The organism is Streptomyces sp. SCA2-17 (assembly GCF_044336695.1).
The window spans coordinates 3,962,147-3,975,695 of the sequence record NZ_CP117521.1; the positions used below are offsets into that span (position 1 = coordinate 3,962,147).

Below are 13,549 nucleotides of genomic sequence, written 5' to 3' on the forward strand. Positions count from 1 at the left end.
TGTACAGGCAGCGATTCAGTCTCTAGGGTGCCTGAATATGGATATGCACACTGTGGTGGTGGGGACGGCCGGGACGACCGCGGAAGACGTGATCGCCGTGGCACGAGGCGCCGCGCGCGTCGTCGTATCGGACGAGGCGCTGGCCGCGGTGGCGCAGTCGCGCCGCGTCATCGACGACCTCGCCGCCAAGCCCGACCCCGTCTACGGCGTCTCCACCGGCTTCGGAGCCCTCGCCGTCCGCCACATCAGCCCCGAGCTGCGCGCCCAGCTCCAGCGCAACATCGTGCGCTCGCACGCCGCCGGCATGGGCCCGCGCGTCGAGCGCGAGGTCGTCCGCGCCCTGATGTTCCTGCGCCTGAAGACCCTCGCCTCGGGCCGCACCGGCGTGCGCCCGCTCGTGGTGGAGACCATGGCGGCCATCCTCAACGCCGGCATCACCCCCGTCGTGCACGAGTACGGCTCGCTGGGCTGCTCCGGCGACCTCGCGCCGCTCTCCCACTGCGCGCTCACGCTCATGGGCGAGGGCGACGCCGAGGGCCCCGACGGCGTCGTCCGCCCGGCCGGGCAGCTGCTCGCCGAGCACGGCATCGAGCCCGTCGAGCTGCGCGAGAAGGAGGGCCTGGCCCTCCTCAACGGCACCGACGGCATGCTCGGCATGCTCGTCATGGCCTGCGCCGACCTCGGCAGGCTGCTGACCTCGGCCGACATCACCGCCGCCCTGTCGCTGGAGGCCCTGCTCGGCACCGAGAAGGTCCTCGCGCCCGAGCTGCACGCCATCCGGCCCCACCCGGGCCAGGGCGCCAGCGCCGACAACATGCTGCGCGTCCTCGCCGGCTCCGGCCTGACCGGGCACCACCAGGACGACGCGCCGCGCGTCCAGGACGCGTACTCCATCCGCTGCGCCCCGCAGGTCGCCGGCGCCGGCCGCGACACCCTCGCGCACGCCCGCCTCGTCGCCGACCGCGAGCTCGCCTCCGCCGTCGACAACCCGGTGGTCCTGCCCGACGGCCGCGTCGAGTCCAACGGCAACTTCCACGGCGCGCCCGTCGCCTACGTCCTGGACTTCCTCGCCATCGCCGCCGCCGACCTCGCCTCCATCGCCGAGCGCCGCACCGACCGGCTGCTCGACAAGAACCGCTCGCACGGCCTGCCGCCGTTCCTCGCGGGCGACGCCGGCGTCGACTCCGGCCTGATGATCGCGCAGTACACGCAGGCCGCGCTCGTCAGCGAGATGAAGCGGCTGGCCGTCCCCGCTTCGGTGGACTCCATCCCCTCCTCCGCCATGCAGGAGGACCACGTCTCCATGGGCTGGTCCGCCGCCCGCAAGCTCCGCACGGCCGTGGCCGCCCTCGCGCGCGTCATCGCCGTCGAGCTCGTCGCCGCGACCCGCGGCGTCGAACTGCGCGAGGGCCTCACCCCCTCGCCCGCCACGCAGGCCGTCCTCAAGGCCGTACGGGCGGCGGGCGTGGAGGGTCCCGGCGGGGACCGCTTCCTCGCGCCGGACCTGGCGCGCGCGGAGGAGTTCGTCCGGGCCGGGAAGCTCGTTGAGGCGGTTGAACCCGTAACTGGTCCGCTGGCGTAAGTGCGTAGCCGCCGGGCCGTAGCCGCCCGTGGCTCCTCGTAGCTCCTGAGGCCCTTTGAGGTAAAGCCTTAGGTAAAGAAGGTAAAAGTTGGTCAGCGGTTCGCCGTGCGCGTCCTGCGCACGGCGACCGTCACCAGCGCACCGCCCGCCGCCACGAACGCAACTCCCCCGAATACGTAGGGAGTGGTGTCCACGCTGCCCGAGTCGGCGAGGGAAAGGTGCTGCTCAGCGGCCTGCGCGGACTGTGCGGGCTGCGCGGCGGAGGCCGGGCGCGGCGCGGGGCGCTCCGCCCGTTCGGCCGTCGCGTTCGCGGTCGGCATGAACCACACCGCACACAGGAGCGACCCTGCGGCGACGGCGGTCAGCAGCGGTCGGCGTGCGGTCACGGACGAATCCCCCTTGACGCGGCGGAGATTGGGGGCGCGGCGCGGCCGCCTCCCCGGGGCTGACTCGATGTCAGTGACCTGATGGTAGTGATACGAACGGCCGGGAGGAAGCCGTGGGGTTTCCGTCGGTCACCGCCGCCCCGCGCGCCGCGGACCGCCCCGCCGTCACCGGCCGCCCCGCTATCATGGCGCCCCTCCGAGGTGAGCAGGCATGCGTGGCCTTCCCCACATTCCCCAGGGGTGTGGAACGGACGAACCGGTGCAGGCGTTCCTTGAAGTAGTAGCCGGGAATCGTGCTGCCCCACGGTTCGGCTCGGGGATTGGGGCCGCAGGAGCAATGGAGAAGCGTGTGATGACGTACGGCAAGCGCCGCAAGGCCCTCGCGGCCGCGGCCGCTGTGCTCGGCGGTGTTCTGACCCTCGCCGCCTGCGGCGGCGATGACGACGGCGGCAAGAGCAGCTCCAGCAGCAGCGGCAAGGAGCAGAACAAGGTCGATGCCGCGGCCGCCAAGGAAGCCTCCAAGGCGCAGATCAAGATCGCTCAGAAGGACGGCTCGACCAACGCGGGCATCACGGCGGACAACGCCAAGGTCACCGTCAGTGACGGCACCCTGACGAGCGTCAAGATGACGACGGACAAGGGCACCCCGGTCGAGGGCACGATATCGCCGGACAAGACGTCGTGGCAGCCCAAGGGCCAGCTCGAGCGCTCGACCAAGTACAAGATCGTGGTCGAGGCGGTGGACTCCGGCAACCGCAAGGCCACGGAGAACTCCTCGTTCACGACCGTCTCGCCCACCAACAGCTTCATCGGCTCGTTCACGCCGGAGGACGGCTCGACCGTCGGCGTCGGCATGCCCGTGTCGATCAACTTCGACAAGCCGATCAAGGACCGCAAGGCCGTCCAGTCGCACATCGAGGTGAATTCGAGCAGCGGCCAGAAGGTCGTGGGTCACTGGTTCGGTGACCAGCGCATCGACTTCCGCCCGCAGGACTACTGGAAGGCCAACTCCGAGGTCACCCTGAAGCTCGCGCTCGACGGCGTCGAGGGTGCCCCGGGCGTCAAGGGCGTCCAGCAGAAGACCATCTCCTTCAAGGTCGGTCACTCCCAGGTGTCCACGGTCGACACCAAGACCCACCAGATGACGGTCGTCCGGGACGGCAAGACCATCAAGACCATCCCGATCTCGGCCGGCAGCCCCGAGAACCCCACGTACAACGGCAAGATGGTGATCTCCGAGAAGTTCAAGGAGACCCGGATGGACGGCTCCACCGTCGGCTTCACCAAGGGCGACGGCAAGGGCGAGTACGACATCAAGGACGTGCCGCACGCCATGCGGCTGTCCACGTCGGGCACGTTCATCCACGGCAACTACTGGGGCAGCGGCATCTTCGGGACCGCGAACACCAGCCACGGCTGCATCGGCCTCCAGGACAAGCAGGGCGCCGACGACCCCAACACCTCCGGTGCCTGGTTCTTCTCCAACTCCCAGGTCGGTGACGTCGTCGAGGTGAAGAACTCGCCCGACAAGACGATCGCCCCGGAGAACGGCCTCAACGGCTGGAACATGGACTGGAGCGCGTGGGTGGCGGGCAGCGCCACGGGCGCGTAGGCCCTCCGGGCAGGTAAGCGGAAGGTGCAGGGCGGTGGCCCCCACGAGAGTGGGGGCCACCGCCTTTTCGCGTGGGGTGCCGCGCGTCGCGGCATCTGCGGGCCGGTGGGGGCTGGTCGCGCAGTTCCCCGCGCCCCTTCCGGGCGCGGACCCGTACCGCACTTCGGCAAGCCCGCTTAGCGGTCCGCCGAGAAGGGCCCGCCGCCGGGGCCGCCCCCGTGCGAGCCGTAATCCGCACGACAAGCGGCAGCGATCTCCGTACCGTGCGCAGGATGAGCGATCTTCCGCGACCGGGCGTCGTCGAGCGCCTGAGCAGCACCCCTTCCGAGACCGAGGTCGACGCCTGGCACGCCGTCGTCACCGCCGCCCACCGCCACGACATGCCGGCGGGCGTGCCCGGGCCCGGGCGGGTGGAGACGGCCGGGCAGCTGCGGGTGCCCGCGGCGCGCAGCCGGATCGTCCGGCTGGCCGTGCCGTCACCCGGCGGGGGCGGGGACGGCTACGCCGGTGTCGCCCTGCTCCGGCTCTTCGAGGACGACGTGAACCGCAGGACCGCATGGATCGGGCGGCTCGCCGTCCGGCCCGACCAGCGGCGCCGCGGCGTCGGCAGCCTGCTCTGGCACGAGATACGGGCGGTCCTGGAGCGCGAGCAGCGGGACTCGGTGAGCCTGGAGCTGGAAATCGGCAGCGTGGGCGAGCAGTTCGCCAAGGAGCGCGGGTTCGCGTGCGGGTTGCAGCTCGTGCTGTACGTGCAGCGGATCGCCGACGCGACCGAGGCTCCTGAGCTTCCGGACGGATACCGCTTCGTGGAGTGGACGGGCGTCGTCCCCGCCGCGAACGCCGCCCTCTTCGCCGGGGTGCGGAACGCCATGGCCGACGCCCCCATGGGCGAGCTGGACCAGCAGCCCATGCAGTGGGACGCGGCGAGCATCACCGCGGCCCAGCGCGGCTTCGTGGAGCGCGGCGGGCACCTGTTCACCGTCACGGTCGCCGCGCCCGACGGCACGTACGCCGCCCTCACCGAGGTGGGCGTGCGCTCCCCGGGCGACCTGCGCGCCCAGCAGTACGAGACCGCCGTCGCCCCCGCCCACCGCGGCCTCGGCCTCGGACGGGCCGTCAAGCTCCGCATGGTGCAGCTCCTGCGCGCGCAGGAGGCGCCCGTACGGGAGGTCTGCACGCACGTCGCCGACGACAACGGCCCGATGCGGGCCGTCAACAAGCTGCTCGGCTACCGGCCGGAGCGGTCCGTGGGGATCTTCCAGGCGAAGGTGGTGTAGCGCCGGGCCCCGACGGGGTCGGCTCCGGGGGCTCCCCCGGACCGCCTGCGGAATGGTAGCCTCCGGCCCCTGACCTGGGCGGTAACACCCGGTGCGGCGGGCGTCACGGACAATGGACCGTACCGGCGCCGAACCGGCGTCGTACCGCGGTGAACCCGTCGTCCGACGCGGTGATCCGTCATGCGTCCTGCAAGGAAGAGAGTCCCGTGGCCGAACGCAGCAAGCAGCAGGGCCGCCAGCAGGGCCGCCGGCAGGACCGGCAGGAGGACGCCGCCCTGCTGGACACCGTCGAGGAGGCGCTCGCCTCCCTCCGCGCGCACGGCCCGGACACCCTCGACGACGCCCTCTACGCCGCCGCCTCGGCCCTGGCCTCCGCCCCCGCCGGCTGGGAGGCCCTCAGCCGCGCCGTCGTGCGCACCGCCTCCGCGACCGTACGGGGCTGCTGGGAGCGCGGCTGGCAGCCGGCCGACGTGATCCGGCTCGCCCGGCGGGAACTCGGCCCGGTCGAGGTGCGGTTCGCCGTCGCTGCGGTGGCCGCCGAGGCGCGGCGCTACGCCTCCGACACCCTCGGCGCGCGCTGGACCGCGCAGCTGCACGACCTTCAGGCGCGGGTGTGGTGGGACGACGACGAGGCCTTCCTGGAAGGCTTCGCGCAGCGCGAGCGGCTCAGCCGCTTCGAGACGGTCGCGTGCGCGCTCAGTGCGCTGCGGCTGGCCGCCCTGCTGCCGCGGACGGGCGCGGTCGGGCCGCTGCCCGGCGCCGCGTACGCCCGGCCGGGCGCGCCCGTCGAGCCGCGCGTCCTGGGCCGGATCCGCGCGCTGCTGGCCAAGGCCGAGTCCACGGACTTCCCCGAGGAGGCCGAGGCCCTCTCCGCCAAGGCCCAGGAGCTCATGGCCCGCCACTCCATGGACGAGGCGCTGCTGGCCGCGCACGCGGACGGGGCCGCCGCCGACGGGCCCGGGGCCTGCCGGATCGGCGTCGAGGGCCCGTACGAGTCGGCGAAGGCGCTGCTGCTGGACGCGGTGGCCGGCGCGAACCACTGCCAGGCGGTCTGGTCCGCCGACCACTGCTTCTCCACCGTCGTCGGCTTCGACGCCGACCTGGAGCTGGTGGAGCTCATGTACACGTCCCTGCTGGTCCAGGCCACCACCGCCATGAACCGGGCCGCCGACGCGCACCACGCGGGCGGGCGCTCGCGCCGCACCCGCGACTTCCGCGAGTCCTTCCTGATCGCCTACGCGTCCCGGATCAGCGAACGGCTCGCGGCGGCGGTGCGGGACGCGACCGCCGAGGCCGTCGCGCAGGAGGCGCGGCCCGAGGTGCTGCCCGTGCTCGCCGCGCGCGACCTCGCCGTCGGCGAGACCGCCGAGCGGCTCTTCCCGCAGACCACGTCGCACCGGCTGCGGGGGCGCGACGCGGACGGCTGGGCGCGGGGCGCGGAGGCGGCTGACGCGGCGGAGCTGGGGGAGCGCTAGCGGGGCCGGCCGGGCTTTTCCGCCGGCGCGAAGTAGGTGCCCGGCGGCACCCCCACGCCCCGGCGGAAGGCGGCCACGAACGCGCTCGGCGATCCGTAGCCGACGCGCCGCGCCACGGCCGAGACCGTCGAGCCCGCCGCCAGCATCGGCATCGCGGCCTGGAGCCGCAGCTGCGTGCGCCACTGCCCGTACGTCATGCCCGTACCGGCGGTGAAGGCCCGCGCGAGCGTCCGCGCGCTCGCGCCCACGACCGCGCCCCACTCCGCGAGCGTGCGCCCGTCCGAGGGGTCCGCGCGGAGGGCCTCCGCGACGCGGCGGGCACGGGGGTCGGCGGGCAGCGGGGCGCGGACGGTCGTCACGGAGACCGGGCGGAGGAGGTCGAGGACGACGTCCTCGGCGCGCTGCCGGGGCTCCGCGGGGAGGGCCTCCGGATCCTGCGCCAGGTAGGTGATCAGCTCCCGTAAGAGGCCGGAAACCGGGACGACTTGGGGCTCGTCCCAGGTCAGCGGGCAGCGGTCCGGCCAGAAGTAGAGGCTGCGGAGGAGCGCGGGCGAGGTCGCGCCGGTGGCGTGCGGGGTGCCCGCGGGGATCCACAGCGCGACGGTGGACGGCAGCACCCACGTACGGCCGCAGGCGCGCACGGCCAGGACGCCGTGGGGCGCCCAGGCGAGCTGGTGCGCCGGGTGCTGGTGGCGCGCGAACCACTGGCCGTGGCCGAGGGGGAAGCTGGCGACGGCGACGGCGGCGCCGGGTGGATTGATGAGGCGGGGGAGCTGCTGCGACTGTCCGTTCGGCGACATGAGTTGACCTCCTGGCCCGTATCCGACACCGCCATCCTCTCCCTAGCCTCGACCCATGCCGATGAACCTCATCCACCGCCGCCTGTGTTCCTCCGACCGATGGTTCCGAGCGATCCGGGACGAACTCCTGCCCTGGGCCCTGGAGGACGTCCCGCTGGGCGAGGACTGCCTGGAGATCGGGCCGGGCTACGGGGCGACGACGCGGGTCCTCGTGCGCAAGGTCGGGAAGCTCAGCGTCGTGGAGTCGGACGCGTCGTACGCGGCCCGGCTGCGGCTCCTCTTCGGCGACCGCGTCGACGTCATCTACGGGGACGGCGCCGACCTCCCGCTGCCGGACGGGCACTTCGACTCGGTCGCCTGCTTCACGATGCTCCACCACGTCCCGACCCTCACCGCCCAGAACGCCCTCTTCGCCGAGGCCCACCGCGTACTGCGCCCCGGCGGCGTCTTCACCGGCTGCGACGCCCTCAGCAGCCGCCGCTTCCAGCTGATCCACCTCGGCGACACGTGCGTCCCGGTGCCACCGGAGACCCTGGAGGCCCGGCTGCGGATGGCGGGCTTCGAGGAGTGCACGGTCACGGTGGGGAAGGGGAGTTTCCGCTTCGTGGCGAAGCGGGGGCGGTGAGATGACCGCGCAGGTAATCGACAGGACGGGAGGGCGGGCGGAAGACTTCGGACCGACGAAGATCACCACACCGTAGGAGAGGGAGAACCCCCATGACGGCGTACGCACTGGGCAGTTTCCGTGACATCGTCCCCGCAGCGGCCGGCCCCCACCCCGACATCATCGCGTACGTGGAACGCATCCAGGCCACCCTCGACCCGTTCGGCGGCCGCTTCCTCGTCCATGGCGCCGAGGTGGAGGTCCTGGAGGGTACCTGGCCCGGCAACATGGTCCTGATCGCCTTTCCGGGCCCGGCGGAGGCCCGTGCCTGGTACGCATCACCGGCGTACCAGGCCATCGTTCCGCTGCGTACGGAGCACGTGGAGGGCGTGATCATCCTCGTGGACGGCGTCGCTCCGGGCTACGACCCGGCGGAGCTGGCGGCGAAGATGCGAGCGGCGGGCGTCTGAGCCCTGCGCGTGCCGCACAGGGGACGGCACGCGCAGGAGGGCGACTGGGAGGCGGACAACACGGAGCGGTGCGTCCTCGCCGACCTCGTCGCCGCGACCAACCCGCTCCACGGCGGCAACCTGCCGCCCCACACCGGGGACTCCCTGTACGTCCGTATCGGCCGTATCGCCAACTGGGCCGGCGCGCTGCGCCTCGCCGCACGCGCCGGCGGCTGGGAGCTCTCCCCGGTGGCGGGCCGGGACCCTTCGGCCCTCACCCGGCCCGCCGGCATGGCCGACCTGCTGTCGGCCGTCTACGCGCTGGCCGAGCAGGGGGAGAAGTGGCAGGAGCTTCTGCTGAGCACGGCCCGGGCCTTCGAAAAGGACCGGGGCCTTACGCCGGCCCAGGCTGTTGAGGACCGCCACCCCGGCTTCGGAAGGGAACTGGCGGCGGCGGAGGCCTTCTTCACGGGCCCCGGCACCCTGGAGGACCTCCCCCTCTTCCTCTCGTGAGCCGCGCCGTAGGGTGCCCCTTCAGGGAGAAGAAGCTCAGCCGGACGCCTTGAGCGCTCGGGTGCCGGGGGCGCATTGCTGCCGCAGCGCGGCGAGTTCGCCGGGCGGGAGGCGCAGCGCGGCACCCCGGTGGCGCGCGTCGAGCATCGCGCACCCGGTGTCGAGCCATTGCGGGAGCGGTTCGACGCCGAAGAACGCCGCAATGCGGCTGAGCTCGCGGCGCGGTGCGTCGAGCAGATCCTCGTACGCGAGCGTCGCGCACTGTTCTCGGGGCAACCGGCTGAGGTGGTCCGCCGTCTCGGTGACGAGCTGTGACCACAGCCCGCCGAACTCCGCCACGGGGAGGTGCCGGTCCAGGACCAGCGCCGGGTCGAAGGGGACGTCCAGCAGGCCTGCCAGCTCCGGAGGCAGGGACCGCACGTGCTCCTCGGTCAGCGCGTCGGCACTTGCGGCACCCGTCCGGGTCAGGATCTCGCGCTGGAGGAGGATGAGCCGGAACCCCGCGTGCCGGCTCATGGACAGCGCGCAGTCCGGCCCGTCGCGGAACATGTGCACGAACTTCGCCCCGGGAAACGCCGCATGCAACTGCGGCACTCTGTGCCCCGAGTAGCCGGACCGCTCGACGACAGCCGCCCGCCCGAACCGCGCGCACAGCACGTCGAACAGCTCCTCATGGTGCTCGGGGGCCGGGCGGCGAGGCCACGTGGTCACCGCCCCCTTGAGCTCTTCGAGGAGCCCGTCCGGGTCGTCCGTGAGATGCGGCAGCACCATGAGCGACAGGGCGGGAATTCCCGCCCCCTCTTCCCCGCGCCCCGCCGCCGCCCGGGGATGGAGGAATTCCGGGATCGGCATCCCGCTCCGCACCATGGAATCGAAGACGGGATGGGGCTCCGCCACCAGCCGCCAGAACCCGGCCCCGTCAACGGCCCGGCCGGGCAGCGCCCGCGTACCGACCGATGCCCAGAACTCATTGAGACTGAGCACGTCCGGATGAGCATGCACGATCCGGGACAGAGCAGTAGACCCGCACCGCCCCGACCCGACAACAAAGGTCACGCTACGCATACCCCCGCCTACCCCCGATCCCTTCCCGGCATGCCGCACCCGGGGCACCGGCGACCGGGGGGGCCACGGCCGTATCCGGTCATCGCCCGTCGGCGGAAAAGCAGCCGGCGCCGTCCCTTTGTCTTCCGGCCCTCATTCCCCACGCGTACCGTGCTGCCCCGTCTCCGACACGAGAGGGGCACCATCGTGAGGGCTGTGGACAGACGCACCGTGCTGCGCGCGGGAGCGGGGGCGGGGATCGCCGCGGGGTTATGGGCGCCCGCAGGGAGGGCTGCGGCGGCGGGAGGGGGCGAGGGGCGCGACTGGGCCGGCCTGAAGCGGCTGCTCGGCGGGCGGCTGTACTTTCCCGGCGACCCCCGGTTCGCGCCGCTGAACATGCCGGCCAACCACCTCTACTCCCACCGCGTCCCGGCGGCCATCGCCTGCCCGCGCAGCCACGAGGAAGTGCTCGCGACGGTCGAGTGGGCGGGCCGTAACGCCATCGGCGTCGTGCCGCGCGGCGGCGGCCACAGCTACGCCGGTTACTCGACGTCGGACGGCGGCCTCCTCGTCCACCTGGGCGGCATGCGCGACGTGACGGTGAACGGCACGACCCTCACCGCAGGGGGCGGCGCCCGAGAACTCGACGTGTACGCGGCACTGAAGGGCACTGACCTGCTGCTGCCCGGCGGGCGGTGCCCCGAGGTCGGCGTCGGCGGCCTGGTGCTGGGCGGCGGCATCGGCCCGGCCACCCGGGCCTACGGCCTGACCTGCGACAGCCTCACCGGCACCACCGTCGTGACGGGCGACGCGTACACCGCGCGCTGCGACGAGAACAGCAACTCCGAGCTGTTCTGGGCGTGCCGCGGAGGGGCGGGCGGCAACTTCGGGATCAACACCTCGTTCACGTTCACCCTGCACCCGGTCCACCAGGCGATGGCCTGGTACGACCTGTCATGGGCCTGGAAGGACGCGGCGCCCGCCCTGAAGAGGCTCGCCGAACTGATCGCGGAGCCCCGGTACAGGAAGAGCCTCACCTGCCAGTTCGGCCTCCGCACCTCCGGAGAGCAGCGCGTTTACGCCCAGGGGTTCTTCTTCGGCCGTGAGGAGACCCTGCGCCGGCTCATCACCCGGCTGCGGCCGCAGAGCAGCGCCACCGGCACGGCCGGCATCGGGGAGTGCATGCGCCGCTTCCACGAGACCCCGCCGGGAGACCCGTACGCCGCCGGTTCGATCGTGGCCGGAAAGGACCTCGGCGCGTCCGTCGTCGACGAGCTCGTCGGCTCGCTCGGCAACTGGCAGCCCGCGTCCCCGGCCTCCCGGGCCACCGTCTCCTTCTTCGCCATGGGCGGCGCGGACGCGGCGCTGCGCCCCGCGGACACCGCGTACGTCCACCGTGACGCCACCTTCATCGTGGACCTGGCCGCGCACTGGTCCGACGCGGACCCGGCGCCGGTGCCCGACGCCAACAGGCGGCAGCTCCGGGGGCTCTACCGCTCGCTGAGCAGGAGCCTCGGCACGGACGCTTACCAGAACTTCCCCGACCCGGAGCTCAGGAACTGGCAGTCCGCCTACTACGGCAGGAACTACGCGAGGCTGCAGACGGTCAAGAAGACCGTCGACCCGGGCCGTCTGTTCAGCCACCCCCAGGGCATCGCCCCCACCCCCTAGCGGGAGCGTCACCCGGCGGGAGTGTCCACGCACGGCCCCCGGACCGAAGCCGGGGGCCGTCATCCGTCAGCCGAGGCGCCGCACCAGCGCCCGGTACTCGTCCCACAGCTCCTTCGGCGTGTGCTCGCCGAACGTGTTCAGGTGCTCGGGGATGAGCGCGGCCTCTTCGCGCCACACGTCCTCGTCCACCGTGAGCAGCAGGTCGAGGTCCTGGTCGGAGATGTTCAGGCCCTGGGTGTCGAGGGCCTCGCGGGTCGGCAGGATGCCGATGGGGGTCTCGACGCCCTCGGCGCGGCCGTCGAGGCGGTCGACGATCCACTTCAGGACGCGGCTGTTGTCACCGAAGCCCGGCCACACGAACCGGCCGTCCGCGTCCTTGCGGAACCAGTTCACGTAGAAGATCTTCGGCAGCAGGGACGCGTCCCGGTCCTGACCGACCTTGATCCAGTGGCCCATGTAGTCGCCCATGTTGTAGCCGCAGAACGGCAGCATGGCGAACGGGTCGCGGCGCAGCTCGCCGACCTTGCCCTCGGCGGCGGCGGTCTTCTCGGAGGCGACGTTCGCGCCGAGGAAGACGCCGTGCTGCCAGTCGAAGGACTCGGTCACCAGCGGGACGGCGGAGGCGCGGCGGCCGCCGAAGAGGATCGCCGAGATCGGCACGCCCTTGGGGTCCTCCCACTCGGGCGCGATGATCGGGCACTGCGAGGCGGGCACGGTGAAGCGGGCGTTGGGGTGGGCGGCCGGGGTCTCCGAGGCCGGGGTCCAGTCGTTGCCCTTCCAGTCCGTCAGGTGCGCGGGCTGCTCCTCGGTCATGCCCTCCCACCACACGTCGCCGTCGTCGGTGAGGGCGACGTTGGTGAAGACGGAGTTGCCCCAGAGGGTCTTCATGGCGTTGGCGTTGGTGTGCTCGCCGGTGCCGGGGGCGACGCCGAAGAAGCCGGCCTCGGGGTTGATGGCGTAGAGGCGGCCGTCCTCGCCGAAGCGCATCCAGGCGATGTCGTCGCCGATGGTCTCCACCGTCCAGCCGGAGACGGTGGGCTCCAGCATGGCGAGGTTGGTCTTGCCGCAGGCGGACGGGAAGGCCGCGGCGACGTACTTGGACTCAACCCGGCCGGAGGTAGAAGGAGGAGGAGTGAGCTTGAGGATGAGCATGTGCTCGGCGAGCCAGCCCTCGTCGCGCGCCATGACGGACGCGATGCGCAGCGCGTAGCACTTCTTGCCGAGCAGGGCGTTGCCGCCGTAGCCGGAGCCGTAGGACCAGATCTCGCGGTCCTCGGGGAAGTGCGAGATGTACTTGGTGGGGTTGCAGGGCCAGGCGACGTCGGCCTCGCCCTCGGCGAGCGGCGCGCCGAGGGTGTGGACGGCCTTGACGAAGAAGCCGTCGGCGCCGAGCTCGTCGAGGACGGCCTGACCCATGCGGGTCATGGTGCGCATGGAGACGGCGACGTAGGCCGAGTCGGTGATCTCGACGCCGATGGCGGACAGCGGGGAGCCGACCGGGCCCATGCAGAACGGCACGACGTACATCGTGCGGCCGCGCATGGAGCCGCGGAAGATGCCGCCCTGGTCGTCCTTGCCCTGGAAGACCTCGCGCATCTCGGCGGGGGCCTTCCAGTGGTTGGTCGGGCCGGCGTCCTCCTCCTTCTCGGAGCAGATGAACGTGCGGTCCTCGACGCGCGCCACGTCACCGGGGTCGGAGGCGGCGTAGTACGAGTTGGGGCGCTTGACCGGATCGAGCTTCTTGAAGGTGCCCTTGGCGACGAGCTCCTCGCACAGGCGCTCGTACTCCGCCTCGGAACCGTCGCACCAGACCACGCGGTCCGGCTGGGTGAGGGCGGCGATCTCGTCGACCCAGGAGATCAGCTCCTGGTGCTGGGTGGGGGTGGTGGGAGCCGCACTGCTGCGCGCCACGATCGCTCCGTCCCGCCGGAAACCACGCTGCCCCGGCGTAGAGATTGAGGGTTGAACGGGCCCTCCCGGCGCTCGGCGCACGGAAAAGCCCGCTTCGTCGTTGTCTGCCCCTTGGGGGCTGCGACCCAGACGCTTCGTGACCGCTCATCCGGTGCCGCCCGCACTCATTTGATCATCCGACTCCGCTGACGTTCTGTCCAGGGGGCGCTCCCGTGACCATCGCCA

The 13,549-nt window shown here is 72.4% G+C and carries 12 protein-coding genes; 8 read left to right on the top strand and 4 right to left on the bottom strand.

Features of this window, described 5'->3' with window-relative positions; translation table 11 throughout:
* Window positions 1–37: 37 nt before the first annotated feature.
* Window positions 38–1,582: a histidine ammonia-lyase gene (gene hutH, locus PS271_RS17945; RefSeq protein WP_194962712.1), complete on the top strand. Its 1,545-nt coding sequence runs from the start codon at window positions 38–40 to the stop codon at window positions 1,580–1,582.
* 92 nt (window positions 1,583–1,674) lie between these two features.
* Here hutH and PS271_RS17950 read toward each other — a convergent pair whose 3' ends face one another.
* Window positions 1,675–1,968, bottom strand: coding sequence for a hypothetical protein (locus PS271_RS17950; RefSeq protein ID WP_398382907.1), 294 nt, complete (start codon window positions 1,966–1,968; stop codon window positions 1,675–1,677).
* Between the two features lie 337 nt (window positions 1,969–2,305).
* On the opposite strand from PS271_RS17950, the gene PS271_RS17955 reads away from it, so the two are divergent.
* The 3 genes from PS271_RS17955 (at window position 2,306) to PS271_RS17965 (ending at window position 6,332) form a co-directional block, all read left to right on the top strand.
* A complete protein-coding gene (locus PS271_RS17955) occupies window positions 2,306–3,580 on the top strand; it encodes a L,D-transpeptidase (RefSeq protein WP_398382909.1) in 1,275 nt (424 codons plus the stop codon).
* A 272-nt stretch (window positions 3,581–3,852) separates the two neighbouring features.
* Window positions 3,853–4,857 (top strand): GNAT family N-acetyltransferase, encoded by a 1,005-nt coding sequence (locus PS271_RS17960; protein WP_398382911.1) that lies wholly within the window; start codon window positions 3,853–3,855, stop codon window positions 4,855–4,857.
* Between the two features lie 206 nt (window positions 4,858–5,063).
* On the top strand, window positions 5,064–6,332 hold the full coding sequence (locus tag PS271_RS17965; protein WP_398382913.1) for a DUF2786 domain-containing protein: 1,269 nt from the start codon (window positions 5,064–5,066) through the stop codon (window positions 6,330–6,332).
* Here PS271_RS17965 and PS271_RS17970 read toward each other — a convergent pair.
* Window positions 6,329–7,132, bottom strand: coding sequence for an AraC family transcriptional regulator (locus PS271_RS17970; RefSeq protein ID WP_398382915.1), 804 nt, complete (start codon window positions 7,130–7,132; stop codon window positions 6,329–6,331). The genes PS271_RS17965 and PS271_RS17970 overlap by 4 nt on opposite strands.
* A 55-nt stretch (window positions 7,133–7,187) precedes the next feature.
* Between PS271_RS17970 and PS271_RS17975 the strand changes: the two genes are divergently transcribed.
* The 3 genes from PS271_RS17975 (at window position 7,188) to PS271_RS17985 (ending at window position 8,698) form a co-directional block, all read left to right on the top strand.
* Window positions 7,188–7,757 (top strand): class I SAM-dependent methyltransferase, encoded by a 570-nt coding sequence (locus PS271_RS17975; RefSeq protein ID WP_398382917.1) that lies wholly within the window; start codon window positions 7,188–7,190, stop codon window positions 7,755–7,757.
* 92 nt (window positions 7,758–7,849) lie between these two features.
* A complete protein-coding gene (locus PS271_RS17980; RefSeq protein WP_398382919.1) occupies window positions 7,850–8,206 on the top strand; it encodes a DUF1330 domain-containing protein in 357 nt (118 codons plus the stop codon).
* A gap of 9 nt (window positions 8,207–8,215) precedes the next feature.
* Window positions 8,216–8,698 carry a hypothetical protein gene (locus PS271_RS17985; protein WP_398382921.1) on the top strand — a complete coding sequence of 161 codons (483 nt, stop codon included), beginning with the start codon at window positions 8,216–8,218 and terminating at the stop codon, window positions 8,696–8,698.
* Window positions 8,699–8,734: 36 nt separating this feature from the next.
* On the opposite strand, the gene PS271_RS17990 is transcribed toward PS271_RS17985, so the two are convergent.
* On the bottom strand, window positions 8,735–9,682 hold the full coding sequence (locus PS271_RS17990; RefSeq protein WP_398382923.1) for a sulfotransferase: 948 nt from the start codon (window positions 9,680–9,682) through the stop codon (window positions 8,735–8,737).
* 276 nt (window positions 9,683–9,958) lie between these two features.
* Between PS271_RS17990 and PS271_RS17995 the strand changes: the two genes are divergently transcribed.
* Window positions 9,959–11,413, top strand: a complete 1,455-nt coding sequence (locus tag PS271_RS17995; RefSeq protein WP_398382925.1) for an FAD-binding oxidoreductase — start codon at window positions 9,959–9,961, stop codon at window positions 11,411–11,413.
* A gap of 66 nt (window positions 11,414–11,479) precedes the next feature.
* Here PS271_RS17995 and PS271_RS18000 read toward each other — a convergent pair whose 3' ends face one another.
* Window positions 11,480–13,324: a phosphoenolpyruvate carboxykinase (GTP) gene (locus tag PS271_RS18000; protein ID WP_398382927.1), complete on the bottom strand. Its 1,845-nt coding sequence runs from the start codon at window positions 13,322–13,324 to the stop codon at window positions 11,480–11,482.
* Between the last annotated feature and the right edge of the window lie 225 nt (window positions 13,325–13,549).